Here is a 26,162-nt window from a genome sequence, read left to right as displayed (position 1 = left end):
AAAAATTGGTAATGTTTTGCATCTTCGAAGTTAGAAAGACGGTGTAAATCATGGCCCAATCTGGCGTTTCAATCAATGCCGATCATATTGTTGCGTACCAAGGTGAGCCTGGGGCTTACTCACATCTTGCGTGTAAGCATTGTTTTCCTGATTGGCAGATGGTGAATTGCGCGAGCTTTAGCCAAGCCTTGGCGAAAGTAGAAAACGGCGAAGCCCATTATGCCATGATTCCCGTTGAAAACTCGACTGCAGGTCGAGTGGAAGAAATTTATCGCGAGCTGAAAGGCACACAGCTCTATGTGGTGAAAGAGCATTTTGAACCCGTCAATCATTGTTTGATTGGTACGCCTGACATGACCTTGGCGGATGTCAAAACGGTGGGCAGTCACCCGCAGGCGCTGGCACAGTGCGATCGTAACATCAAACAGCTAGCGGCAACGCCTGTTGCTATGTACGACACTGCGGGCGCCGCCAAGCATCTGGCAGAGTCGAAACAGCCTGGCTTGGCCGTCCTTTCTTCATCGCTTGCAGCAGATCTCTATGGACTTTCTATATTGCAGTCCCATTTTAATGATGTGGAGGGTAATACCACACGTTTCTTGGTGTTTGCGCAGCAGCAAAAGATGCCAATGTTTGAGCCGGATCAGCGCTACATCACCTCTTTTTTGTTTAAAGTGCGCAATATTCCAGCCGCACTTTATAAAGCCATGGGTGGCTTTGCGACCCAAGGTATTAATATGCTGAAGTTGGAAAGCTATATGCTTGATGGCCAATTTGCAGCGACCCAATTCTACGTTGATGTAGAAGCCCATTTTCAATCTCCAGCAATGCAGGCAGCGCTAGAGGAGCTCCGTTTCTTTTCCGAGGAAGTGCGCATATTAGGGACATATTATGCGGATACTTTCAGAAATTGAGGATTGTATGATTCGATTCGTAACGACTGCACTGGTCAGCTCATATGTTGGCTTGGCCGCAGCAGACACTTATCGTGATTCTTTGGCGAGTCTTGATAATCTCGTCTATGGCGACATTCCCGCCGTGGTGACTCCTGCCCGTGTGGCACAGCCGCGCGTAGAAGTTTCTTCGACGCTGTCGGTGTTATCGGGTGAGTTTATTCGACGCTCAAATGTGCAGTATGTCGAGGACTTACTGTTTTACGTGCCAGGTTTTTTTGTTGGGCCCTATTGGAATTCATACCGTAAAGTCGTCGCTTATCACGGCACTGAGCTGGACCGTTTTCGTCGTATACAAGTGCTGGTGAATGGCCGCTCAGTATACAGTTCAGTGTATGCCCGAGTGGATTGGCCAAGTTTGGCACTGAATATCGAAGACGTTGAACGGGTCGAAGTGAACCGTGGCCCGAATGCCTCAAGCTATGGCAGTAACTCGTTCTTAGCGGTGATTAACATTATTACGCGCAGCCCAATGGATACCTTAGGCAGTGATGTCTATGTGACCTCCGATGACCAAGGTAATCGTCGAGTGTATGGGCAATACAGCGGCCTGTCTGAAAATTGGAGTTATCGTGCGTCGGCGTCCCGTGGCACGGTGGATGGCTACGAATTCAAAGGCGATGGCGAACCACGCAACGATGGCCATATTCAAACCTCTGGTAATATGTTTTTGGTTTACGAAGATCAGGACCAAAAAGTCGATATTGATATTGGTGCAACAAATCTCGATGCGGATGTGGAGTTTTACGAAGTACCTGGGGTCAGTTATGGCGGTACGCGCCCTAAGCTAGAGCGAGATCGTGAACACATAAAAGTGGGGTGGGAGCTTGAACAGTCGCCAAGGCATACTCTAAAAGCGCAATACTACTATGACAATTCTGAGCGTATTGAAGATCATGACGTCGACGTTTATGGCCAAGTATTGAATGAGCTGTTTGCGCAGAGTCTGCCGGACGCTGAGATCTACGAAGGCCATTTGGTGTCGGATCTAGATGAACAGCGTCATGATATTGAGTTACAAAGTATTTGGACGCCTAGCACGGACTATCGTTTGGTAAACACCGTTTCTTATCGCCAGGATAAGGTGCATTCAAAAACCTACTTTGCTGGCAAGTACAAAGAAGAATTGGTGCGTGCTTCGAGTAACCTAAGTTACCGAGTATGGGACCCTTTGATCATCAACGCAGGTGTTATGTATGAGCACAGCAAGATGACTGGTGACTACAGCTCGCCACAGCTGGGGGCGACCTACAAGCTGACCGAGCAGTCCTCGCTTCGAGCTAACGTTTCGCAGGCCTATCGCGTGCCAGATTTGTACGATCAAAAGGCCAGCTGGTCGTATGTGTTTAATGGAGAGCGATCCATTCCTGCCATCGCAACCGGTGTACCCGCGGAAAAGATTACCTCTTATGAAGTGGGGTATTATCAAAATATTCCGACACTCGGGTTGTCTTTTGATGTCTCGGCATACCGTGAAGAGTTGAGCGATTTGGTCGGTTCCAATAAAAAATATGTGGATGCGCTTGAAGAGGGTGGTCTGTTGACCCCTGAAACAGGGCTGAGTGCGACCATTGAGGGGGTGGAAGCGGAATTGGATTGGCGCTCTGCGAAAGACATCTTGGTGCGTGCAACCATTGCCTATCAAGATACGCAATCAGAGAACGATGACATCCTAGAGAGCGTGGCTCCTTTTGTAACTACCTTGTTTGTCAGCACGCCTTTAAACGATAGTTTTTCTATAAATACTCGCTATATTTATGGTAAGGAAGTAGCTACTTATGATTACGAAGCGTTGGGTTTATGGCTGACCTATCGTGTGGTGGCTGGCCCCACGACCTTGACGGCTGGTATAGGTGCTAATGCTCGTTTGGATAATGAGCCTTATATACGAGTCAATAATGTGACGGAAAAGAAAACGAGCTACTTTATGTTTGCTAACGTATCTTTTTAATTAGACACTGCATACATTATGAAACGGATTTTTTTACTTATCGTTGGATTACTCATGAGTGCGCTGCTTTCGGCAGGCACTTATGTGTTCCATGATGGGCGGGAAACGGTTTCCAGGGTATTGTCTATGTCACTCTCGGCGTCGACCTCGTATCAAGTGCCGGTGCTGAATAATCCTAGCACTCAATTAGCGGATGGCGATCTGGTGATCACAGTGGGTCTGCATAGCTACGCCCAGATCTGTGCCAGCACGGCACAGGTAGCTATTATCGCTTTATTCTTAGGTGAAGAAGAATTTGCTCTAGCCCAATCACAGTGCTCGAAATCCAGTACTGCGGTATTGTCTGGGGCGCCGTTGGACCAGCGATTAAATGTGTTGCAGTCATTTTGGGAAGACCATGCCCCGATCGCGGTGGTTCACAGTGATGCTCTGTCCCTAAGTGATCGCAGTCTGCGCATGACCAAGTTGTACGAAGTGGAAGTGTATTCTTATCCGGTGGTGGCAGAGGAGCGAGCAGAGAAGCTTAAGGCGCTCACCGAAGTGCTGGAAAACTCCAATTTAGTGATGTCCTTGTACGACTCCGCCTTATTCGACACGCAGTTCTCCAAGGACGCGATTCGCTTGATGTTCCATAAGAAAAAAGCCTTGGCTGCGCACTCACTGCAGTTGGTCAGAGCCGGGGCCTTGTTTGCTTTATACAGTACCTCGCAGGACAAACTTTCTTTGGTGAGCTCTTATATCAAGGTGTATGAAGCCAGCGGCACCTTAATGCCGCCAAGCTATCCTAATCCTCTGCGTATCGCCTTTAACCCCTATCTGATCCGTTTGTATGGTCTAGTGTTGCCAACGGATCGCTATTTGTTTAGCGAATTTGGCCTGTGTCCAGAATCAGGCTGTGAGGAAGCGCTTAACTAAGCTGGCGAAAGTGGTAGGCTTTTCAGCGTGTAGCCAATGGCCTGTTTCAGGAATCATTTTTACGCTGGCATGCGGGAAGTGTTTAAGAGACGCTTCCTGGTATTTAGGTAGAATGTAATCTGAGTGTTCACCTTTGATAAATAGAGTCGGTGTCTGAATTCCCTCTTTCAGCTCAGGCTGGCGCAGGATCGTCTCATAGCCTGCCAGCAATTGTTCAAGACCTAAATCAATCACATGCCCTTGCTCGGTCCGTGTTAAATTCTTTAGCAGGAATTGGCGAACCCCCGAGTTGCTTTCAAACTGGGCTAACAACTCATCAGCGGCCTTACGGCTGGCTGGTTTCTGACAGTTGATTTCCTGCAAGCCTTTGAAAATCTCGGTATGACTTGGTTGGTAAGTCACTGGAGCGATGTCGGCCACAATTAATTTGGCAATTTTCTCTGGATGATCGCTGGTTAGCTGCATGGCCACTTTGCCACCGATGGAGTGACCGAGTAAGAAGATATGGTCGAGCTGATGTTCTTCGAGCCAGCGGTTAATGGCGTCTGCCATAGCGGGGAAAGTAACGGGATCTAGCGTCGATGAGCGGCCATGATTCGGTAGGTCTAAGCAATACACGGTAAAGTGTTCGGCCCACTTCTGTGCAATGGAATGCCAGTTGTCGGCATTGCCAAACAGGCCGTGTATCACAACAAGGGGAGGTAGGCTGTCACCGTACTGCTTTGCATGGATCATGAAATCTTTCCTATATCGAGCCAATAAATCTGTCGGGTATAGTAACAAACAACGCCTAGGGAGCGTATAACTAAAGGTAGTAACGGTAACCAGCCAATAGGAAATTGAAGTGTTTGATAAGTTTTTCATTCCCGTCATCAAGGCCCCCTTAGAGTGCCTAGCGAAACCTTTGATTAAGCGCGGTATCCATGCCAATCAAGTGACCTTGGTAGGCTTTGCGATAGGGCTGTGTGGGGCATTGTTGATTGCCACGGACTGGTATCTGTTAGGGCTGTTTGCGATTGCTCTTAACCGCCTTTGTGATGGCCTTGATGGCAGCATTGCTCGGACCACGCAGAGCAGTAGTGACGCCGGAGGCTATCTCGATATTGTGCTGGATTTTATTTTCTATTCGGCGGTGGTGGTTGGCTTTGCTGCCGCGGCGCCTGAGCAGAATGCGTTGGCTGCGGCATTTCTGATCTGGTCCTTTATGGGGACAGGGAGTAGCTTTTTAGCGTTTGCCATCATGGCGGCCAAGCGTAATATCGAGCAGCTCGATTATGGTAAGAAGTCGTTGTATTTCTTAGGGGGCATTACGGAGGGTACGGAAACCATCGCTTGCTTTGTCTTAATGTGCTTGTTCCCAGGCCAGTTTGTGCTGTTGGCTATGCTGTTTGGCGGGTTGTGCTGGGTCACCACCGTCACACGAATTTACGCAGCCTATAAAATGCTTAGCGCAGGCTAAGCCATTACAGCATGGCGATTTCAATATCGCTTTTGACGATGGCGCAGCAGGTCAGCATATAACCGCTGTTGACCCACGCTAGGGGCTCGATCGGGTAGCTGACTTTGCCCCATAGAAGTTTGATCATGCAAGAGGAGCAGTAGCCTTCACGGCATTGGTACTCCACTTGTATGCCCGCTCGTTCGAGTTGTGGCAGCAGAGGCTCGTCTTCAGTGACGAGAATCTGCTTCTTGCCTAACAGAACTCGGTGAACGTCTCGATCTTGATGCTCAGTGTTAGAGATCAAAGTCGTCAAAATCGGCTCCGTCTAAATCGTTATCAATTTGGCCGACCAAGTAAGAGCTGATTTCTGCTTCTTGTGGTGCGACCTGCACGTTGTCACTGACTAGCCAAGCATTGATCCATGGGATTGGGTTGTTCTTGGTGGCAAATTGCGGCTCAAGACCAATCGCTTGCATACGAACGTTGGTGATGTACTCCACGTACTGGCCAAGGATTTGTGCGTTCAAACCGATCATAGAACCGTCTTTGAACAGGTATTGCGCCCAATCACGTTCTTGTTGTGCCGCTTCGACGAAGATGTTGATCACGTCCTGTTGGCACTCTTGCGCAATCTCTGCCATTTCTGGGTCGTCACGGCCTGACATCATCAGATTCAACATGTGTTGAGTACCGTTTAGGTGCAGTGCTTCGTCACGGGCGATCAGCTTGATGATCTTAGCGTTGCCTTCCATCAGGGTACGCTCGGCAAAGGCAAAGCTACAGGCAAAGCTGACATAGAAGCGGATCGCTTCCAGTACGTTGACCGATGCGATGGTTAGGTACAGCGCTTTCTTTAGGGTCTTCATGGTGACAACGACGTCGCCACGCTCAGGCACATGATGAACGCCAAGGCCTAGCGTGTTGTATAGGTTCACTAGCTCAATTAGGTCGTCGTAGTATTTCGATACGCTGATGGCACGCTTAGCGATTTCATCGTTGACCACGATGTCGTCAAACACTTTCGTTGGATCGTTAACAATGTTGCGGATGATGTGCGTGTAAGAGCGGCTGTGAATGGTCTCAGAGAACGACCAAGTCTCAATCCACGTTTCCAATTCAGGCAATGACACAATCGGTAGTAAGGCTACGTTTGGAGAGCGGCCTTGAACACTGTCTAACAGTGTTTGGTACTTCAGGTTGCTTAAGAAGATGTGTTGCTCATGCTCTTCTAGCTTTAGGAAGTCTTTGCGGTCATTAGACAGATCTACTTCTTCGGGGCGCCAAAAGAACGACAGTTGCTTCTCGATTAGCTTTTCAAAAATAGGGTGTTTTTGCTGGTCGTAGCGCGCTACGTTCACGTTTTCCCCGAAAAACATCGGTTCTTGCAGGCTATCAAATTTCTTGCGGTTAAAAGTAGAGTAACTCATTGCCGAAAAGGATCCTTAATGATCACGAAAATAGTAATTAGAGAAGTAAGGCAGAAAGCCCTACGTCATTGATACGTAGGGCTTGGCTAATTAGATCTTACAAGCGCCGCCGGCACAATCATCAGCCATGTCGTCTTGCTTGTCTTCTGCACCGTCACGAGTGTTGTGGTAGTACAGCGTTTTGACACCCAATTTGTAGGCCGTTAACAAGTCTTTCAAGATGACTTTCATTGGCACTTTGCCTGCTTCAAACTTGGTTGGGTCGTAGTTTGTGTTAGCCGAGATCGCTTGGTCAACGAATTTCTGCATAATGCCCACAAGTTGAAGGTAGCCATCATTTGACGGGATGGTCCACAATAATTCGTAGTTGTTTTTCAAGCGTTCAAAGTCTGGCACTACTTGCTTTAGGATACCGTCTTTACTTGCTTTGACCGATACAAAACCGCGTGGTGGCTCAATACCATTGGTCGCGTTACTGATCTGAGAAGACGTCTCAGATGGCATCAATGCTGTCAGCGTTGAGTTGCGTAGACCGTGTTGCTTGATCTCTTCACGCAAGGCTTCCCAGTCGTATTGCAGCTCGGCCGAAACGATATTGTCTAGCTCTTTTTTGTAAGTATCGATTGGTAGGATACCTTGAGCATAAGTGGTTTCGTTAAATGCCTTACAAGGGCCAAATTCTTTCGCTAGCTTGTTAGATGCTTTCAGTAAGTAGTACTGAATCGCTTCAAACGTCTGGTGTGTCAGTTCGTTGGCGCTGCCATCAGAGTAACGCACGCCGTTCTTCGCTAAGTAGTAAGCGTAGTTAATCACGCCCACACCCAAAGTACGGCGCAGCTCAGTCGCCTTTTGTGCCGCTAGGATTGGGTAGTTCTGGTAATCCAATAGGCTGTCTAAGGCACGGATGATTAGCTCAGACAGCTCTTCTAGCTCGTCTAAGTTCTCAAGTGCGCCTAGGTTGAAGGCAGATAGAGTACACAGAGCAATTTCGCCTTCTGGATCATCAATACGCTCTAGTGGCTTAGTTGGCAGTGCGATCTCTAGACATAGGTTACTTTGCTTAACTGGTGCCACTTTTGGATCGAACGGGCTGTGGGTATTACAGTGGTCAACGTTCTGTAGGTAAATACGACCGGTGCTGGCTCGCTCAGAGGCAAATAGCGTAAACAGTTCCGACGCCTTGATAGAGCGCTTACGGATGCTTTCGTCCGCTTCGTACTGGGTGTACAGGCGATCGAACTCTTCTTGGTCAGCAAAGAAAGCATCGTATAGACCTGGTACGTCCGATGGGCTGAACAGCGTGATGTTGCCGCCTTTGATCAGACGTTGGTACATCAAACGGTTGAACTGTACGCCGTAGTCTAGGTGACGTACGCGGTTCTCTTCCACACCACGGTTGTTTTTAAGAACCAGTAGGTTCTCAACTTCTAAGTGCCAAATCGGGTAGAACACAGTTGCCGCACCGCCACGAACACCGCCTTGTGAACAGCTCTTAACCGCTGTTTGGAAGTGCTTGTAGAATGGGATACAACCAGTGTGGAACGCTTCACCACCACGGATTGGGCTACCTAGGGCGCGGATGGCACCGGCGTTGATGCCGATACCTGCACGTTGGCTTACGTATTTTACGACGGCGCTTGAGGTCGCGTTGATCGAGTCTAGAGAGTCACCACATTCGATCAATACACAGCTACTGAATTGACGTGTTGGGGTACGGATGCCCGACATGATTGGTGTTGGCAAAGACAGTTTGAACTGCGACACGGCATCGTAGAAACGCTTGATCAGGTCAAGACGTGCTGCTTTCTCATAGTTTGCAAACAGACACGCGGCCACCAAGATGTAGATGAACTGAGGGCTTTCGTAAATTTGGCCAGTGACACGGTTCTGAACGAGGTATTTACCTTCCAGCTGTTTTACCGCTGCGTAGGAGAAGTTCATATCACGCGAGTGATCGATAAAACCGTTGATTGTGTCCAGTTCTTCAGCGCTGTAGTTCTCAAGGATTTCTTTGTCGTAACGACCTTGCTCAACTAGGTTACGCACATGATGGTGTAGGTGTGGTGGCTCGAACTCACCGAACGCTTTTTTGCGCAGGTGGAAGATCGCTAGACGCGCCGCTAGGTATTGGTAGTCTGGCGTGTCTTCAGAGATTAAGTCTGCCGCAGACTTAATCAGTGTCTCATGGATGTCGGTGGTACGAATGCCTTCGAAAAACTGAATTTGAGCCTTTAGCTCAACTTGAGAAACGGAAACATTGTCTAAACCTTCAGCTGCCCAAGTGATTACCTTATGGATTTTATCCAGGTTAATGTTCTCGGTTTTGCCGTTCCGCTTGGTAACTGTCAGAGTGCTCATGCCTTGGATTCCCATTTCTGCAGTAAAACCTGTGGATATACTGTATATAGTATTTCTAGGTACTGCTTGATACTAGATGTAGTGTAATTTGTATTTGATGGCACGAACAATAGTGCTCATATCGATGAAAATCAAGGCTTGAAAAAATCAAAATTTTGCGCCTTATCAATCGCTGAAGTGATCACTTACGTGAGCATGCCCAAAAGTTCTTGAATGTATAATTGCAACATTAAAATAAGAAATTTTGTTTACTGTTTTTGGCTGATTGTCTGCTGATCACTCACTGATCATTTGTTGTCTAGCGCCATAAAAAGTACGCCCCCATGACCAGCGGAAATAGAATCAATTGGTGCGACAAATAGGCCAATAGTGCATGGCGGCCTAAGAAAGTCAGCACGCTAGTAGTGATCGCTGCTGGTAACGGGAGGGTGTGTAGGCTCAGGTATCCAAATATCGGGCCAATTAGCGCGACGCCTAGCCAAGGTAATGGGTTGATGTAGTCTAAGGTGGCGCTGGGAGCGGAAAAGGTGTGGATAAACCAGCGATGCGAAGTGCCGGAGTCGATGTTGAGAAGCTGGTTGAGCGTGATTAAGCTCAAGCCTATGACTGCGCTGATAAGAGGGTGCCCCGATAGAGGGCGTACGATCCAACCAGCGGCAAAAATAAAGTGCAAAATACCAAAGAAGACCCATTGCTCTGGCAGAGCAAGGTAAGTGCCTAGTGAGATCAGAGCGGCGGCGAACGCCAGTTTGGCTTGATTCTTGGCGAAGCTGTGAAAACTGTGGCCGAGCTTGTGCGCCACATAGCTAGACCAGCCCACTGCGCTGACAAACAGAAATACAATCAGGGCGCGAAAATTGACCCAAAACGCACTTCGGTCATCAAATTCAATAAAGCCAAAATCTCTCAAGTTCCAGCAGAGGTGAAACACAATCATCAATACTACCGCCAATCCACGGTAGCCATCTAGACATTGAAAGCGTGATCGAGAGCGCTGGTGCGACATTGGCGAGATGCTCTTTGCAGCATAAAACGCCATAGCGATGATCAGGCGATCGTTGCTATGGCGTTAACAGGGGCTAAACAAGGCTTAAGGTGCTTTACGTACCGCTTGCCATGTGCCGTCGACATTCAGAGTGAACACGATACGGTCGTGTAAGCGGCTTGGGCGGCCCTGCCAGAATTCAATCGAAGTAGCTTTGACAGCATAGCCACCCCAGTTATCTGGGCAAGGAATATCACTGTCTAGGTACTCCTGCTCAAGGGCGGCAAACTCATTAGAGAGCACGTCACGTGAGGCAACGACCTGACTTTGGCGTGAAATACTGGCGGCAATCTGGCTGCCTTTTGGTCGTGTTGCAAAGTAGGCTTCAGACACTTCACGCGCCACTTTCTCTGCCACGCCTTCGATGCGTACTTGGCGCGAAAGAGGGGCCCAGAAAAAGGTCAAAGACACGTTAGGATTGTGTGCGATGTCTTGGCCTTTGTCGCTGTCATAATTGGTGAAGAAAGAGAACGAGTGCGCATCACGTTGTTTCAAGAGCACAGTACGGCAGTGTGGTTTATTCTGTGCGTCCACCGTGCTCAGTAACATACCTGTCGGGTCGTCTGGACATGTTTCTATGGCTTGGCTTAGCCAAGCATCAAACAATGCCAACGGATCTGAGCCAGCTTTTTCTTCGGTTAAGTCGTCAAATTGATAGTCACGGCGAAGTGATTGTAGATCACGATTCATAAGTTAGATCCGATAAGTTGAATGAGTCATTACTTTAGAGACCAAGGTCATGACACGCATGACTGGCTGAGGAAATTCATAGCCACCAGAGTCCAGCGCCATTTGCTTATGCTTGGCTTCATCGATATGCATCTGCTCCAGCACTGCACGCGAACGCTGATCTTGTTCCGGCAAAGCGGCCATGTGTTTATCAAGATGCAAACATACTTGGTCTTCCGTGGCGGCGACGAAACCGAGACTCAGTTTGTCGCTGATGATGCCTGCGCCTGCACCGATGCAAAATGACGCACCATAAAAGAGTGGGTTGAGAACACTCGGACGACTACCAAGCTCGTGTAGGCGCTCTTCACACCAAACTAGGTGATCGATCTCTTCGTCGGCGGCGTGTTCCATATCTGCTCTAACCGTCTCTAGTTTCGCCGTGGTGGCTTGACCTGCGTAGAGGGCTTGGGCACATACTTCACCGGTATGGTTGATGCGCATCAGACCAATTGAATGCTTACGCTCTGAGGCAGCAAGAGGTGCTTCAGAGTGATGTAATGCTGGTGACGGACGCGCGGATTTGGCGGCATTCGGCACCAAGGTTTGCAGCGCTCGGTCAAATTGCAGCACGGCTTTATCGAGTTTTGTTAGAAGCATAAGAAATACCTTCTGTTAACCTGGAGGCCAAGTCATGGCACGGCCGCCAAGCACATGCATGTGAATGTGGTAAACCGTTTGACCGCCTTGCTCATTGCAGTTCATCACGACACGGTAACCGTCTTCAGCGATGCCTAGCTGTTTTGCGATTTTCGCCGCTGTGATGGGCAGTTTCCCGACTAGGGCAGCGTCGTCGGCCGTTAAGTCATTCAGTGTACTAATGTGGCGCTTAGGAATGACTAAAAAATGGCTAGGAGCCTGTGGCGCGATGTCTTCAAAGGCGATCACATCATCGTCTTGGTAAAGTATTTTGGCTGGAATGTCACCGTTGACAAGTTTACAAAATAAACAGTCCATTAAAGTCTCCTATTGCGGCGTTCATTATTTTAATTACGCTCTCAAATCTCAAGTGGATTGAGAGTATCTCTTGATTCTGGGCAACATCGAGTTGGATGCTTCCCGTTGTAGCTGTTCAATATCCGCTAACAGCCTTGTTTCAATTTGGGAACTGTATACAAAGCCGTTGAAGCCAAGTGCACTGGCATATTCTTGTGACATATTAACATTGTTTGAAATAAGTAGGCATGAATCGGTTTCATGTAACTCACTGACGAAACCGGCCAAATCAGAGGCGCCGAAGTTTTTCTGATCTTCAAACAGTAAAATGACGAAGCGACTTTTGCCGTTGCGCTGATTGAGCAGGCTGTGTAGGTCGGTGACTGAATCAATGTGTGTTAGGGCAAACAAGCGGGTGTGTAAGAAGTTACTGGTGCGCTCGATCAGGTCAGAGTCTTGATGACCAATGATCACCAAAATAATATTTTCTTGCTGTGTTTGTTTGGCCAGTTCGCTGACTTCAACTTGTCGGATGTTAACCGGAATGCTGCAACTTAAAGCACGCGCTCGGCCTTCCCCAGAAATGCTGATCTCACCCTGTAGGGCTTCGACTAGATCCCTTAGGTAGCGTGGGCCAAAATACTGTTCTTTCTCTAAGGTCACTGAGCTTGGTATCGGATAAGCGCGGATCTGCAATAATCGCTGCCCATCGCGCTCATTGATGATGACATCGCTTTCCACATTCAGCGTTTGGTCGGTGTGATGGTGCAGCTCTTCCATAATCACTTGATAAAGGTGCTTCACAATATGGCTATTGGCAAGCAGCTCCCAGCCAAACGTATTGTCGTATTGCATGTCGATCTCGGCATCGCTTTGATCGAGCGTGAAGAAATCAATGGTTGCTTGATCAATCAAGAGTTGCAGGTTAGTGGGCACGTTGCTGCGATCGTGATTGTTTTGCTCCTGTAGGCTTTGAATAATCGTCAGGCGCTCGGCTATATTGGTTAGGTTTTTATAGGCCTGCTTAAGCTCATCAGCATTGGGTTCGTTTAAATTGTATTGATGATCAATGATGGATGTCTGGCGTTTAATGCGTGATGCCACTTCACTGAGCAGCTCGTAGCGAGGAACATCTTCACCTTTTGCTGTATTGAGGTGGGTGGGGGTATGGCGTGAGATAATGCCCCCAAAGTGCACTAGGGCTTCCAAAATGATCGAGGTGGTCAGCCCCCATTCGTACCAGAAAGGCAGGGATAGTACGCCATAGGTCGAAAGAATCCAGATGCTGTGACCTAGGGTTAATACCAAGCGAGCGGTCAAATAATAAAAAGCATAAGGGATTCGTTTGTAGACGCTGTAGAGGGCGACAAACAGCAACAATACCAATGTGCTGACGGCACTGATGCTTAAAAAGGCGATGTTAAGTTCTTCTGGGGCCAGTGCGTAGATGACGGCTAAGAAACCATTGCCAAGGATCAGTAAAAGCAGCAGCTTATCGACCTGCGGTAAGGTTTCTTTGGTGTCGATATAGTAGCGCGTAAAATAAGTAATCATCGCCGCGCAAGCCAGCGCAGAAAAGTTGTAAACCCGTTCCTGTAAGCCCATCAGGTTTGGGAATATCTGATAGACGAAACCATGTAAGGCAAAGTGCAGGCAGGCAATGCCAACCAACAGTGTGCTATACAATAAGTACATGGGGTGTCGGGTGCGGATGAAAAAGAACACATTGCTGGCGAAAAGCAGCAAGAGTACGCCCATCAAAAAGCCTGTTAAGTAAGTGTCTTTTTGGATGTCATTGGTTAACTGTGAAAGTGTTTTCACTTCCATAATCAAATTGATCGGTAGGCGCGAACTGACTTTAATGTATACCGTATACAGCGGCGGGGCGGAGCTGGGTAACGGAACAATATAGTCTGGATAAGCAATCAAGCGATTACGGTATGGGCGCGCATCGCCCATTTCGGCAAAGATTTGGTTATTTAACAAATTGGGCGTGTACACATCCACCACTTGAGCGCGTGGGGCCTTGATATGTAGGGCGGCGGACTCTCCTGTTGGCAAGCGTTGTGCTACCTCGACTCGAATCCAAATGTTGCCTTCAACGAGACCAAATTGTGGAAACTCGTGTTTGAGAGGAACAAAACGCTTACGTAGCACCTCTGAGTCAATATCTCTTAAGGTGAGGCGGCTGGTTTCATCAATGAAATAGCTGCCGACGTTACCAATGTTGACGCTGTGATTTTCCTCATCCAGTAAAGCCATCATCGGTGCGGAGTAAGCGATGTTGGTCAGTAGCATGATAGCGAGTAAAATAAGCGTTTGTATGCTGTGTTTTATCAAAACGGCCTCCCTGAGGCCTACATTATTAACTAGTTAGGGTGTCAAATGCTATATCCAATCTTGGTGGAATATTATGTCTGGTGGTGTATTGCGCTATTAGTGGTGACTTGGTTTACCCGTGTGCACCAAGGGCAGACGCGTAGTAATTTTATGTACGGCTACGCCATGTTGGGAGCAATTGGCTTTTTGCTGGACTTTGAGTGGATGGGCGGTGTTATTTTTGGCTTGATCGTATTGGAAGTGGGCAAGAAGTTTAAAGCTTGGCTGGATGAAAAACAGGCGGGTTTAGGTAAAAAGTAGTTGTTAATAAGGCATAAAAAAGGCCACATAATGTGGCCTTTTTACTCTAAAACTCACCTGGGAGCGTTAGATTATTTTGCTTGCTCACGCGCTACGGCACGGTGGCCGATATCGGTGCGGAAGTAAACGTTATCCCAAGAGATTTGTTTAACTACTTCGTAGGCACCTGCTTGCGCTTCTGCAACGGTATCACCTAGTGATACGGCGCAAAGTACGCGACCACCATTGGTGACAACATCGCCGTCTTTTGATGCTGTGCCAGCGTGGAACACTTTTTGGTGTTCAGGCAGCGCTGCATCATGACCAGAGATCACATCGCCTTTATTGTAAGACGCTGGGTAACCGCCTGCTGCTAGGACAACGCCTAGGCTGGCACGTGGGTCCCAATCGGCCTCAATAGAGTCTAGCTCACCGTTTACTGCAGCCAGGCACATAGACACTAGGTCTGAGCGCAAACGCATCATAATTGGCTGTGTTTCTGGGTCACCAAAACGGCAGTTAAACTCAAGCACTTTAGGTGTACCATCTCTCGCTACCATGACACCAGCGTATAGGAAACCGCGGTAACGGTTGCCTTCCGCGTTCATGCCTTTCACCGTTGGCATAATCACTTCGTTCATGATGCGATCATGGATCTCAGGCGTTACCACTGGTGCAGGGGAGTAAGCACCCATGCCGCCTGTGTTCGGGCCAGTGTCGCCGTTATCGCGTGCTTTATGGTCTTGGCTTGAGGCCATCGGCAGAACGGATTCACCGTCAACCATCACGATAAAGCTCGCTTCTTCGCCAACTAGGAACTCTTCGATAACAACACGAGAGCCCGCTTCGCCAAATGCGTTACCAGCCAGCATGTCTTCCACCGCGGCAATTGCTTCGGCTTCTGTCTCAGCGATGATTACGCCTTTACCTGCAGCTAGACCGTCAGCTTTCACGACGATCGGTGCACCTTGCTGTTTGATGTACTCAACCGCTGCCGGGATCTCAGTGAAGTTGCCGTAACCCGCTGTTGGGATTTTGTGGCGCGCTAGGAAGTCTTTAGAGAAAGACTTTGAACCTTCTAGCTGAGCGGCTGCTTTGCTTGGACCAAAGATCGCTAAGCCTGCGGCTTCAAACGCATCCACAACACCGATCACAAGCGGTGCTTCAGGGCCAACAATGGTTAGGCCAATGTTGTTGTCTTTAGCAAACGCTAGCAGCGCATCGATGTCTTCTACACCGATGTTGACGTTTTCCAATTTTGGCTCAAGCGCTGTACCAGCGTTACCTGGTGCAACGTAAACGGTTTCAACGTCAGCAGATTGTGAGGCTTTCCAGGCAAGCGCGTGTTCGCGCCCGCCGTTACCAATTACAAGAACTTTCATGCTTGTTTCCTATGCCTATCTTAGTGACGGAAGTGGCGCATGCCAGTGAATACCATGGCCATACCCGCTTCGTCTGCTGCAGCGATGACTTCGTCATCACGCATAGAGCCACCTGGTTGGATAACCGCAGTAATGCCTGCTGCTGCCGCGGCATCGATACCATCACGGAATGGGAAGAATGCGTCAGACGCCATAACAGAACCTTCTACTTGTAGGTCCTCGTCAGCGGCTTTGATACCGGCGATCTTCGCAGAGTATACGCGGCTCATTTGGCCTGCGCCGACACCGATTGTTTGGCCGTTCTTAGTGTAAACAATGGCATTAGATTTCACGAATTTCGCTACTTTCCAAGCGAATAGCAGGTCTTTTAGTTCTGCTTCAGAAGGCTGACGCTTAGACACAACTTTCAGATCGCCGAGTTCGATCGCACCGTCATCACGGTCTTGAACCAATAGGCCGCCGTTAACGCGTTTGTAGTCTAGTGCTGCAGGCTTGTCAGCGGACCATTCGCCACACTCAAGAAGACGAACGTTTTGTTTCGCGGCAACCACTTCAAGTGCTGCGGCGCTGACTTTAGGCGCGATGATCACTTCAACGAATTGACGATCAACGATGGCTTGTGCGGTTTCAGCCGTTAGCTCTTGGTTGAACGCGATGATGCCACCGAATGCTGACGTTGGGTCCGTTTTGAACGCTAGGTCATAGGCTTCAAGTTGGTTCGCTGCGGTTGCTACACCACATGGGTTGGCGTGCTTAACGATCACACAAGCAGGCTCTTGGAAGCTCTTAACACACTCAAGTGCTGCATCAGTATCAGCGATGTTGTTGTAAGAAAGTGCTTTGCCTTGCAGCTGTTTCGCCGTGCTGATAGACGCTTCTTGTGGGTTGGCTTCAACGTAGAACGCCGCTTTTTGGTGTGGGTTTTCACCGTAGCGCATTTCTTCTTGCTTGTTGAATTGCAAGTTGAACGTGCGTGGGAAGTCTTCGCTACCGCCTTCCACTTTCTTACCTAGGAAGTTAGCGATGTTGCCGTCGTAGTTAGACGTGTGTTCGAACGCTTTAACAGCTAGGTCGAAACGCTGGTCGTAGGTTAGGCCACCGTTTTCTTGCAAAGACGCTAGAATGCCTGCATAGCTGGTTGGGTCTACTACGATTGCCACGTCTTTGTGGTTTTTCGCTGCTGAACGAACCATGGTTGGACCACCGATGTCGATGTTTTCAATGGCCATTGGTAGGTCACAGTCAGGGCGAGCAATTGTTGCTTCGAATGGGTAAAGGTTAACCACGACCATGTCGATTTCTTGGATGCCATGCTCTTGCATGATGGCACCGTCGATGTCACGACGACCCAAGATACCACCGTGTACTTTTGGGTGAAGGGTCTTAACGCGACCGTCCATCATTTCAGGGAAGCCTGTGTAGTCAGATACTTCTACTGCAGCAACGTTGTTTTCTAGCAACAGTTTATAAGTACCGCCAGTCGACAGGATTTCTACGCCTTGGCTCGCCAATTCGCGTGCAAATTCTACAATGCCAGTTTTGTCAGAAACGCTGATAAGAGCGCGTTTAATTGGAGTTGTGTTTGCCATTATGCTTCTCGCAATGTGATTAACGTTTTATAAAGTTTGGGGAACGGGTAAAACGAAAAAAGGGCGTGAGCGCCCTTTTTATTACAGCATACCGTACTGCTTCAGCTTTTTGCGTAGCGTACCACGATTCAAGCCTAGAATCGCTGACGCTTTGGTTTGATTGTCTTTAGTGTAGTTCATGACTGACTCTAGCAAAGGTGCTTCTACCTCTGCTAACACTAGTTGGTACAAATCAGTTACAGGTTGGCCATCTAAGTGAGCAAAGTAGTTCTGCAATGCTTTTTCAACATTGTCACGCAGTGTTTGCGATTGCTCAGCTGAAGCTGTTTGAAACGTTTGAGTATGTGTTTGATCTACCACAGAATAACCTTCTATTTTAAAGCTAACCATTTTTGAATAGACGTCGCCGAGGTGGGTAACCTCGTACGCTATTCAGGTACCAGAGATGCTTCTTATTGTGCTAAGAAGCAAAGAATTCATTCAACAGATCGAGCTGTTCTTGTGCATCTTCGATGCGATTAAACTGGCTTCGAAATGGCGTTGTGTCTGCCAATGTTTGCAGATACCAGCCAACGTGCTTGCGCGCAATACGTGTCCCCATGAAGCTACCGTAAAAATCATGTAACGCCGTAACGTGATTGATGACGATGGCTTGGACTTCATCCGTTGAAGGCGGCGCTAACAGTTCGTTGTGCTCTAAGTAGTGATTGATTTCCCGAAATATCCATGGGCGTCCTTGAGCGGCGCGACCAATCATCACAGCATCGGCTTGCGTGTAATCTAATACTTGCTTGGCTTGTTCTGCGCTTTGGATATCGCCATTGGCAAACACAGGAATGGAGATCGCCTGCTTAATTGCTGCAATGGTGTCGAACTCCACTTCACCTTTGAATTTACAAGCACGAGTGCGGCCATGCACTGCCAGGGCTTGAATGCCAGATTGTTCGGCTATTTTCGCTATGCTCAAGCCGTTACGCTGGTCCGGTGACCAACCCGTACGGATCTTGAGTGTGACCGGAACATCAACACTACTAACGACGGATTCGAGTATTTTTTGAACCAGAGGCTCATCTTGCAACAAGGCAGAACCAGCTGCTTTGTTGAGTACTTTTTTGGCGGGGCAGCCCATATTGATATCAATAATTTGGGCGCCAAGCTCGACATTCTGACGCGCCGCTTGGGCCATCATGGTTGGATCAGAGCCTGCAATTTGTACGGATCGAGGTGCCACTTCTGCATCATGAATCAGGCGCATGCGGCTTTTATTAGTGTCCCAAAGGCGCACATCAGATGTGACCATTTCTGACACCACTAAACCGGCACCATGCTGATGACAAAGACGTCGAAAAGGTAAGTCGGTTACCCCTGCCATCGGAGCAAGAATAACGGGCTTTTCGATGCTGTAATTGCCAATACTGAAGGCCATGATGTGTCTAAATACCGAATCTGTTGTTAAAGATCTGCTACACCGTCGAGCGGGCGTGAATAATACCTAGGGGATTCGGTTTTTTGAAGTCTTGACAACTCAGAAATTGGCTAAAATTTGTGCTTATTTGCAGTATGTTCAATAAATGCACATTTAGTAAGACTGAGTGTCGCTGGCAAAGACTTTGATTTGGTGCGTCACTGCGCGCGCGCCAGGGTCTTGGATCGGCAAGACAATATGGATCGGCGTGTTCGCTGGCATAAAGGTAATGTCCAAAAAGTCCTTGTGTAGATAGTCCTGTGGTGAAAATAAGCGCGCAGCAACCGGGCGGCTATTGAGGTCATAGAACTCTAATGCCAGCTTTGGCATAGGTTGGGCGAAGCTGCTGCGATTGGTCATGATGGCATTGACTTGCAAGCTATTTGCCAGTGTTGGATGGCTTTGGATGCGAACATGCTCAATTTCTACTGCATTAATGTCTTCAAAGGCAGGTAGAGTGCAGCCAAGGTAAGAGCAAGCGGTTTTATAAAAGGTGCGTAATTCGGGAGAGCGACTGCCTTGATCAAAGTGGCTGGTGGCCATCTGCACGGCCAAGGCAATGAAGGCAAGCAAGGAGGCGCATGTCCAAAGCCAAGTATATTTTGCCTTCTTGCGGGCCGGCTTGTTTGAGCCTGGTTCGGAGCCTGTTAAGGTGGCAAGGCTGTATTCTGCGGCCAATTGTTTGATCGACTCTTGCGAGGAGTATTCAGCGTCACTCAGGTGTTCATGCTTTGACACATCCTGCGCTAACGAGTGCAGCGCTTGCATGTAGTCGGGCTCATCGGCGTCAATAGCAGGGCTGTGTTGCTTGGCCAGGGGGGCTGGTGTCGGTTGTGCTGCAGGCTGCGCCTGCGGTTTGGCTTTAGGGGCCAAAGCTTCACTGAACAGGGGTTCAGAGGCTGGCCCTTGTTCGCTAAATTGTGCCTCAAGTTCTGCCAGCTCTACTTCCCAAGGGGCCAGTTCTTCGCTGGCAGGAGTGGGTGATTGAGGGCGCTGCTCTTTAGCTGCAGGTGTCGCGTCTAGCTTAGTTTGCTTTGCTGCAGGCTGAGGCGCTGCTGGCGGCGCAGTGTCAGGCTGAGGTGGTGTTTTCTGACGGGCAGGCGTATCCGGTGTCGATGGTCGTGAACGCGTGTCTAGGTCATCGAACAGTTCGTCGTCAAGGGTGCTGCCGATAAAGCGGGCACTGGTGTCTTTTGGTGGCGTATAGGGCTCTAGATCTTCCTCGTGGAAAAGGGTGTCTAGCCATTCAGGGTTAACGCTGCCGTCTTCTTGAATAGAGTCTGTGGCCGGAGCCTTAGGTTCTGGTGCTGCAGCAAGAGTTTGTGGCTTGCTGGTTACGTCAGTCTGTTCGCTAGATTCACTGGGTGACAAAGGAAGCTCTTGAGGTGCCGGTTTTGGCTGCTCGCGTTGCTCTGCTGCTTGTTGCTGAGCTTGAGGGGCGCGTTGCTGTGAATCGGCAGAGGAGTCCTCGGCGCTATTGGACGCCGGTTGGGCACTAAAGATATGAAAGCACTGACCACAGCGGACCTTACCTTTGGCCATACTGAGCACTTCCTGCGTGACGCGGAAAGTGGTGGAACATTTAGGGCAACGCGTGATCATGCTTTCTGACATAAGCCGAGAATTTCCTTAAAGGGCTACAACTTTTTCGCCACAATACGAACCCATTCTTCTTTTTCCACGATGGACTCGATTTTAAACCAAGGTTTGTAGGCTTCGACAACGGAGTGAGCTTGGCTTTCTAGGATACCAGAAAGTGCCAACATACCACCTTGTTTTACCAGCTTTGAAATGGTGTCCGCAAGCTCGGCAAGCGGCCCTGCTAGAATATTTGCCACCACGATATCGGCTTGAAGATCGCCTTCATACGGTGGCAGTTTCACTTCGTAGCGATCTGGCGCAATGCTGTTGCGTTCCGCGTTAGCTTGCGTCGCTTCAACGGCTTGTGGGTCGATATCGATGCCCACCATGTTGTTTGCGCCCAGCAAAAGGCCTGCAATCCCTAAAATGCCTGAGCCACAACCGTAGTCGATGATGCTCTTGTCTTGGCAGTCGACAGAATCAAGCCACTCTAGGCACAGGGCGGTGGTTGGGTGTGTGCCGGTGCCGAAGGCGAGGCCTGGATCAAGGATCAAGTTAACGCCGTTTTCGTCGGGTGCGTCGCGCCAGCTCGGGCAGACCCAAAGGCGCTTACCAAATTGAATAGGGTGGTAGCTGTCCATCCATTCGCGGATCCAATCTTTGTCTTCAAGGATTTCGATTTTTAGATCGATGTTGGATTCACTGAGATGTTCCGCTTTATGTTCGATGACGCTGCGAATGACGTCTAAATCAGCATCGGCTTCATACAGTCCGGTCACACGGGTGTGTTTCCACAAAGGGGTGGTGTTGAGGTCAGGCTCGTAAACCGGATCGTCGTGAACGTCTTCGAATGTTACGACCAGTGCGCCACATTCAAGCATGGAATCTTCGAATGCGGGAACGTGCTCAGGCGTTGTGTGAACGCGGATTTGCAACCAAGGCATGGGAGTAAAGTCCTGTTATGACTCAAGTAAGTCTGATTAATGCGATATGAAGGAGGGTACTACACCTCCGGACGGAGGTGTAGTAATTGAGCGCAATTATAGGCCCAGTTTCTTTTCCAAGTAGTGGATGTTGACGCCACCAGCAATGAAATTGGTATCGGTTACTAAATCTTTCTGAAGGTCGATATTAGTTTTGATGCCATCGATGAAGGTTTCATCTAGTGCCACTTCTAGGCGTTTTAGGGCGCCTTCACGAGTGTCTGCGAAACAGATGACTTTCGCGATCATAGAATCGTAAGTCGGTGGTACTGAGTAGCCACTGTATAGGTGCGAGTCAACACGTACACCCATGCCGCCTGGTGCATGGAAGTAGTTTACTTTACCTGGGCTTGGCATGAAGGTCTTAGGGTCTTCGGCGTTGATACGCGCTTCGACTGCGTGACCTTTTAGTTTCACATCTTCCTGTTTGATAGAAAGAGGTAGGCCGCTGGCAATACGTAGCTGCTCTTTAACGATGTCGATGCCAGTTACCATTTCAGTAACAGGGTGCTCTACCTGAACACGAGTGTTCATTTCGATGAAGTAGAAACGGCCATCTTCGTATAGGAACTCGAACGTACCTGCGCCACGGTAACCGATCTTGATACAGGCATCGACACAGGCTTGTAGACACTGAGCGCGAGAATCTGGATCAAGCTGTGGTGCTGGTGCTTCTTCCAATACTTTCTGGTGACGACGCTGTAGCGAACAATCACGATCGTATAGGTGGATCGCGTTACCTTGGCCGTCTGCTAGGACTTGGACTTCAACGTGACGTGGGTTGGTTAGGAATTTTTCCATGTAAACCGTGCTGTCACCGAAGTAAGAGCCTGCTTCAGATTGTGTGACGCTGATCGACTTCAGTAGGCTGCCTTCGTTGTGTACAACGCGCATACCACGACCACCGCCGCCGGCAGCGGCTTTAACAATCACAGGGTAGCCGATGTCACGAGCAATACGCATACACTCTTCTGGGTCAGACGGTACAGGACCGTTTGAACCTGGAACAGTCGGTACGTTTGCTTCACGCATCGCCTTAATCGCAGAAACCTTGTCACCCATTAGGCGAATGGTTTCAGCTTTAGGACCGATGAAAGTGAAGCCAGAACGCTCAACTTGCTCCGCGAAATCCGCGTTTTCGGCAAGGAAACCGTAACCTGGGTGAATCGCAGACGTATCCGTCAATTCAGCTGCACTGATCAGCGCAGGAATGTTCAAATAGCTGTCTTTTGATGGGTTTGGGCCGATACAGATCGATTCGTCTGCAAGGCGTACGTGTAATAAGTCGCGGTCAATCTTAGAGTGAACCGCAACTGTCTTGATACCGAGTTCTTTACAAGCGCGTAGTATACGCAGTGCAATTTCGCCTCGGTTAGCAATCAATACTTTATCTAGCATGATGAAACCTTTGGCTGTGAATTAAACGATAGTAACAAGAGGCTGGTCGAATTCTACTGGCTCACCATCAGTTGCTAGGATGGCGCCAATTGTACCGGCTTTGTCTGCTTCGATTTGGTTCATCATCTTCATCGCTTCAACGATACAGATAGTGTCGCCAACGTTTACTTTCTGGCCTACTTCTACGAATGATTTCGCACCTGGTGCAGGAGACTGGTAGAAAGTGCCGACCATTGGAGAGTTAACAGTGTGACCAGAAATCGCTGCTTCGGCAGGTGCTGCTTCAGCTGCTGGAGCTGCCGCAGGCGCTGGAGCTGCCGCAGGCGCTGGAGCCGCGTAAACCTGAGGGGCAGCTACTGGAGCTCCGCCACGACTGATTCGAACTGCTTCTTCACCTTCCTTGATTTCGATCTCGTAAACGTTAGATTCTTCTAGTAGTTCGATAAGCTTTTTGATTTTGCGAATGTCCATGTTGACTCTCTTTTTTTCTGTCTATGTATTCAGTCTATAACTGCTGCTGATGCAATCAGCAGCAGGCGGTACTGGCTGTGAAAAAAGTATTGATTAATCACTGATCATCAGCCAGTTGGAAATCCAATTAGCCGGAAATTATCAGTAAAAAGCGCGATATTGTCCAGTTTTGTAGATAAAAAACCTATAACTTGGAAATAAGTTTAAAAAATGCACAGTGGTAAACTTTTTACTGCATTTTGTTTGACAATAATGCTTGCAAGCGTGCTTCTACCTCGTCTTTGGTTGGTTCACCGACTAGGGAGTAATGATCTAAGAGTTCATCCTGACGATTGAAAAACAGCATGGCAGGTGGTCCAAATAAATCAAACTGCTGTAAAAAGGCCTGGTTTTGTGAGTTGTTATCGGTCACATCGACTTGGACAAAGGTGATTTGTTGTAGCAACGGCAGCACATCTGGGTGTTTGAATACTTCTTCTTCGGTGACCTTGCAGCTGATGCACCAATCGGCATACAGATCCACGACCACCGGTAGGCTGCTTTGGCTTTGGATCTGTTGCAGCTCTGCTAATGAGCCGATGGTGCGATAGTAAGGCACCTCTACATTGCTATGTTGAGCAGCTTGATTTAGGTTAAGCTGGTTGAGCGGCGATAGCGGGGTATGACTGCCGGACGCCGCACCGATGATTTCAATAAAGCCAACGATGATGGCACTTAGGGCTAATAGCCAGCGCACTGGATGTGAGTCTCCAGTGAGCGCACGATGGAGGAAGTAAGAAGCAAGCGCTAAGCTGAGGAGTCCCCACAGCAACAGGTGCCAGCCTTCTGCTAGCCAGCGATTGGCGAGCCAAATGGCAAGACCCAACATGGCGAAGCCCATCAGCTTTTTAATGTCTTCGAGCCATGCCCCGTTTTTCGGTAATACTTTGCTACCCAGCGTCCCCACCAAGAGCAATGGTAAGCCCATACCGAGGCCCATGCTAAAGAGTGCTGCAGCGCCGTACAGTGGATCGGATGTGGAGCTGATATACAAGACGACACCGGCCAGTGGGGCTGAGACGCATGGAGACACCACCAAGGTGGCAAATACTCCGGCAAGGAAAATTCCTAGGATTTTAGAACGACTGTTTTGTGAGCGATTCGATAAATGGTCCAGACGGGTTTGCAAGGCGCTCGGTAAACGCAACTCATAGACACCAAACATGGCCAACGCAAGGGTCACGAACAGTACGGCACTCAGCAGTAAAATAAGTGGATCTTGTAGTGCTGCTTGTAAATTCAGTTGTGTGCCAAACCAGCCTGCTAATGCGCCAATTGCAGCATAGGTCAGCGCCATACCCAGAACATAAATAGCCGACAGGTATAAGCCGCTCCAGCCTTTGGCTTTACTGCCCACCACAATGGCGCTGACGATTGGGATCATAGGCAGGACACAAGGGGTGAGAGAGAGTAGCAAGCCGAGGCCAAACATGACGACCAGCATCTTGCTAAAGGACGCTTGACTGATAAGAGTGCTTACTTGTTGTGCTTCAGAAGGTTTAAAAGCTGTGGTGGCTGTGTCGCCGAGTGCATTCTCAGCAACCGGCTGAGACTGACTAACTGTAATAAATTCGGCTGACATAGGCACGGTTTGCGGGGGATAGCATAAGCCTTTTTCAGCGCAGCCTTGATAGCGAAGAGTAAAATCGATCTGTTGCGGTAAATTGGTGTTAGCGACGTTTAATGGCAGCTTCAATTGCTGGTGATACACTTCGACTTCACCAAAATATGGGTCTTGTTTCATCTCTCCGTCTGGCAGGGCTGTAAAGCTTAAAGAAGGCTCGGTTTCGCTGCTGGCTTTTAACTGGTGGCGATAAAGGTAATAGCCGTCGGCAATGTCCCACGTGGCCCATACTTGTCCTGACGCATCGCTGTTGACCGATAAGCTGAAGGCTTGGTCGACTGGCAGAAACTCCGGTTCGGAGTCGAAAGCGGAGCTAAAGTTAAAGGCAAAACTGAAGCTGGTAAAAATAAGTGTTAAAAACGCAGCGATGAATCGCATCATAAGGCAAGGCTCGTTGTATTGCGGCGATGGTTTCTTCTGGAGATAAGGCGCTATAGACTACCAATGCCCACGAAAGTTTCCAAACGCCTAGGAGTTCTCTTGATAAAAAAAGCGCTTTTCTTACTAACTTCGTCAATGTTTTTATCTGCCTGCAGTACCTTGTCAGGGCCGAATTGGTGGCACAGCGAGCACCAAGAAAACCAAAATGGCGCGCATAGGCAAGCACCGTCTCAGCAGACACAAGACAATCCACTAGGCTCATTGGGGCAGCAGCAAGTTACGGATCAGATGACCGCCGATTTGGTGAAAATGGGTCAGATTGCACTAGCAGAGAATCGCCTATTAAGACCGGACGGAGATAATGCCAATTTGTACTTCCAGGTGGCACTCGGTCGTGATCCTGGCAACTACGATGCCACCTTGGGCATTGCTGCGATCGTTGAACGATATCTTGCTTGGGCGGTCAATGCAGCTAAGCGGCAGGATCTTGTCAGTGCTAGGCGTTATCTTGCTTCAGCGAAACAGGTGAATCCACGTGACCCCTTGATCACTGAAGTCGAACAACAAATTCAACAAATACAGGTGCAGAGTAAGCGCCTTAAGTTGACAGCGGAAGCGCAACCAATGGCTTCGGAAAATCTTTTTAATTTGTCCGATAATCTTTTTCAATTGGGTGAAGAGAAGATTCTCGCTCAAATTCAGCCTATTATTGAACGAGTTGGGCTCACCAAAGGCTCACTTGAGATTTATTGGCCGAATGATAAGGAAGGTCGATTGCTGTATCAGATTATTAACAGCAGAACACCGGATTTTCGTGTACGAGCAATGACCTTTCAAAGTTCTAGGCACGTAATTGAAGTTAAAGTTAATTAACA

The 26,162-nt window shown here is 48.8% G+C and carries 24 protein-coding genes; 6 read left to right on the top strand and 18 right to left on the bottom strand.

What is annotated here, in order from left to right; translation table 11 throughout:
* Window positions 1-50 precede the first annotated feature (50 nt).
* Genes MAQ5080_RS02735 through MAQ5080_RS02725 form a run of 3 tightly spaced genes read left to right on the top strand, consistent with a single transcriptional unit; the run spans window position 51 to window position 3,819 of the window.
* The gene (locus MAQ5080_RS02735; RefSeq protein WP_067205197.1) at window positions 51-914 is read left to right on the top strand and encodes a prephenate dehydratase; all 864 of its coding nucleotides are present in this window, start codon (window positions 51-53) and stop codon (window positions 912-914) included.
* Window positions 915-921: 7 nt separating this feature from the next.
* Window positions 922-2,904, top strand: coding sequence for a TonB-dependent receptor plug domain-containing protein (locus MAQ5080_RS02730; RefSeq protein ID WP_067205199.1), 1,983 nt, complete (start codon window positions 922-924; stop codon window positions 2,902-2,904).
* 54 nt (window positions 2,905-2,958) lie between these two features.
* Window positions 2,959-3,819, top strand: coding sequence for a hypothetical protein (locus MAQ5080_RS02725; protein ID WP_067332933.1), 861 nt, complete (start codon window positions 2,959-2,961; stop codon window positions 3,817-3,819).
* Here the strand turns inward: MAQ5080_RS02725 and MAQ5080_RS02720 are convergent.
* Window positions 3,793-4,554, bottom strand: a complete 762-nt coding sequence (locus MAQ5080_RS02720; RefSeq protein WP_067205204.1) for an alpha/beta fold hydrolase — start codon at window positions 4,552-4,554, stop codon at window positions 3,793-3,795. The genes MAQ5080_RS02725 and MAQ5080_RS02720 overlap by 27 nt on opposite strands.
* A 109-nt stretch (window positions 4,555-4,663) precedes the next feature.
* Between MAQ5080_RS02720 and MAQ5080_RS02715 the strand changes: the two genes are divergently transcribed.
* Window positions 4,664-5,278, top strand: coding sequence for a CDP-alcohol phosphatidyltransferase family protein (locus MAQ5080_RS02715; RefSeq protein ID WP_067205207.1), 615 nt, complete (start codon window positions 4,664-4,666; stop codon window positions 5,276-5,278).
* 4 nt (window positions 5,279-5,282) lie between these two features.
* On the opposite strand, the gene yfaE is transcribed toward MAQ5080_RS02715, so the two are convergent.
* The 8 genes from yfaE to MAQ5080_RS02675 form a co-directional block, all read right to left on the bottom strand.
* A complete protein-coding gene (gene yfaE / locus MAQ5080_RS02710; protein WP_082860988.1) occupies window positions 5,283-5,573 on the bottom strand; it encodes a class I ribonucleotide reductase maintenance protein YfaE in 291 nt (96 codons plus the stop codon).
* Complete coding sequence (gene nrdB / locus MAQ5080_RS02705) at window positions 5,554-6,687, bottom strand: class Ia ribonucleoside-diphosphate reductase subunit beta (protein ID WP_067205209.1); 1,134 nt, start codon at window positions 6,685-6,687, stop codon at window positions 5,554-5,556. Before nrdB ends, yfaE begins: the two co-directional genes overlap by 20 nt.
* A 90-nt stretch (window positions 6,688-6,777) precedes the next feature.
* Window positions 6,778-9,045 carry a class 1a ribonucleoside-diphosphate reductase subunit alpha gene (gene nrdA, locus MAQ5080_RS02700; protein ID WP_067205212.1) on the bottom strand — a complete coding sequence of 756 codons (2,268 nt, stop codon included), beginning with the start codon at window positions 9,043-9,045 and terminating at the stop codon, window positions 6,778-6,780.
* Between the two features lie 298 nt (window positions 9,046-9,343).
* The gene (locus tag MAQ5080_RS02695) at window positions 9,344-10,051 is read right to left on the bottom strand and encodes a heparan-alpha-glucosaminide N-acetyltransferase (RefSeq protein WP_156496509.1); all 708 of its coding nucleotides are present in this window, start codon (window positions 10,049-10,051) and stop codon (window positions 9,344-9,346) included.
* An 84-nt stretch (window positions 10,052-10,135) separates the two neighbouring features.
* The gene (gene pdxH / locus MAQ5080_RS02690) at window positions 10,136-10,780 is read right to left on the bottom strand and encodes a pyridoxamine 5'-phosphate oxidase (RefSeq protein ID WP_067205218.1); all 645 of its coding nucleotides are present in this window, start codon (window positions 10,778-10,780) and stop codon (window positions 10,136-10,138) included.
* A 3-nt stretch (window positions 10,781-10,783) separates the two neighbouring features.
* The gene (gene coq7 / locus MAQ5080_RS02685) at window positions 10,784-11,419 is read right to left on the bottom strand and encodes a 2-polyprenyl-3-methyl-6-methoxy-1,4-benzoquinone monooxygenase (RefSeq protein WP_067205221.1); all 636 of its coding nucleotides are present in this window, start codon (window positions 11,417-11,419) and stop codon (window positions 10,784-10,786) included.
* A 15-nt stretch (window positions 11,420-11,434) separates the two neighbouring features.
* The gene (locus MAQ5080_RS02680) at window positions 11,435-11,776 is read right to left on the bottom strand and encodes a histidine triad nucleotide-binding protein (protein WP_067205224.1); all 342 of its coding nucleotides are present in this window, start codon (window positions 11,774-11,776) and stop codon (window positions 11,435-11,437) included.
* A 48-nt stretch (window positions 11,777-11,824) separates the two neighbouring features.
* Complete coding sequence (locus MAQ5080_RS02675; RefSeq protein ID WP_067205227.1) at window positions 11,825-14,095, bottom strand: 7TMR-DISM family protein; 2,271 nt, start codon at window positions 14,093-14,095, stop codon at window positions 11,825-11,827.
* Between the two features lie 45 nt (window positions 14,096-14,140).
* Here MAQ5080_RS02675 and MAQ5080_RS02670 point away from each other — a divergent pair, with 45 nt between their 5' ends.
* Window positions 14,141-14,395, top strand: coding sequence for a hypothetical protein (locus tag MAQ5080_RS02670; protein WP_067205230.1), 255 nt, complete (start codon window positions 14,141-14,143; stop codon window positions 14,393-14,395).
* 71 nt (window positions 14,396-14,466) lie between these two features.
* Here the strand turns inward: MAQ5080_RS02670 and purD are convergent, their stop codons facing one another.
* The 9 genes from purD to dsbD form a co-directional block, all read right to left on the bottom strand.
* The gene (gene purD, locus MAQ5080_RS02665) at window positions 14,467-15,756 is read right to left on the bottom strand and encodes a phosphoribosylamine--glycine ligase (RefSeq protein WP_067205232.1); all 1,290 of its coding nucleotides are present in this window, start codon (window positions 15,754-15,756) and stop codon (window positions 14,467-14,469) included.
* Window positions 15,757-15,776: 20 nt separating this feature from the next.
* The gene (purH, locus tag MAQ5080_RS02660) at window positions 15,777-17,345 is read right to left on the bottom strand and encodes a bifunctional phosphoribosylaminoimidazolecarboxamide formyltransferase/IMP cyclohydrolase (protein ID WP_067205235.1); all 1,569 of its coding nucleotides are present in this window, start codon (window positions 17,343-17,345) and stop codon (window positions 15,777-15,779) included.
* Between the two features lie 81 nt (window positions 17,346-17,426).
* Window positions 17,427-17,705, bottom strand: coding sequence for a DNA-binding transcriptional regulator Fis (gene fis / locus MAQ5080_RS02655; RefSeq protein WP_067034794.1), 279 nt, complete (start codon window positions 17,703-17,705; stop codon window positions 17,427-17,429).
* A gap of 100 nt (window positions 17,706-17,805) precedes the next feature.
* Window positions 17,806-18,771 (bottom strand): tRNA dihydrouridine synthase DusB, encoded by a 966-nt coding sequence (gene dusB / locus MAQ5080_RS02650; protein ID WP_197464544.1) that lies wholly within the window; start codon window positions 18,769-18,771, stop codon window positions 17,806-17,808.
* Window positions 18,772-18,924: 153 nt separating this feature from the next.
* Window positions 18,925-20,424, bottom strand: coding sequence for a zinc-ribbon and DUF3426 domain-containing protein (locus MAQ5080_RS02645; RefSeq protein WP_067205241.1), 1,500 nt, complete (start codon window positions 20,422-20,424; stop codon window positions 18,925-18,927).
* A gap of 23 nt (window positions 20,425-20,447) precedes the next feature.
* Window positions 20,448-21,335 carry a 50S ribosomal protein L11 methyltransferase gene (gene prmA, locus MAQ5080_RS02640; protein ID WP_067205243.1) on the bottom strand — a complete coding sequence of 296 codons (888 nt, stop codon included), beginning with the start codon at window positions 21,333-21,335 and terminating at the stop codon, window positions 20,448-20,450.
* 96 nt (window positions 21,336-21,431) lie between these two features.
* Window positions 21,432-22,772 carry an acetyl-CoA carboxylase biotin carboxylase subunit gene (accC, locus tag MAQ5080_RS02635; protein ID WP_067205247.1) on the bottom strand — a complete coding sequence of 447 codons (1,341 nt, stop codon included), beginning with the start codon at window positions 22,770-22,772 and terminating at the stop codon, window positions 21,432-21,434.
* A 21-nt stretch (window positions 22,773-22,793) separates the two neighbouring features.
* Window positions 22,794-23,243, bottom strand: a complete 450-nt coding sequence (accB, locus tag MAQ5080_RS02630; protein ID WP_067205250.1) for an acetyl-CoA carboxylase biotin carboxyl carrier protein — start codon at window positions 23,241-23,243, stop codon at window positions 22,794-22,796.
* 229 nt (window positions 23,244-23,472) lie between these two features.
* Entirely contained in the window at window positions 23,473-25,287 is a 1,815-nt protein-coding gene (gene dsbD / locus MAQ5080_RS02625) for a protein-disulfide reductase DsbD (RefSeq protein ID WP_231870764.1), read from the bottom strand.
* 99 nt (window positions 25,288-25,386) lie between these two features.
* Between dsbD and MAQ5080_RS02620 the strand changes: the two genes are divergently transcribed.
* Window positions 25,387-26,160, top strand: coding sequence for a hypothetical protein (locus tag MAQ5080_RS02620; RefSeq protein ID WP_067332930.1), 774 nt, complete (start codon window positions 25,387-25,389; stop codon window positions 26,158-26,160).
* Window positions 26,161-26,162: the final 2 nt, after the last annotated feature.

It is taken from the genome of Marinomonas aquimarina, from assembly GCF_900089755.1.
In the GTDB taxonomy this organism is placed as follows: domain Bacteria; phylum Pseudomonadota; class Gammaproteobacteria; order Pseudomonadales; family Marinomonadaceae; genus Marinomonas; species Marinomonas aquimarina.
This window is presented reverse-complemented; position numbering and strand designations above follow the sequence as displayed.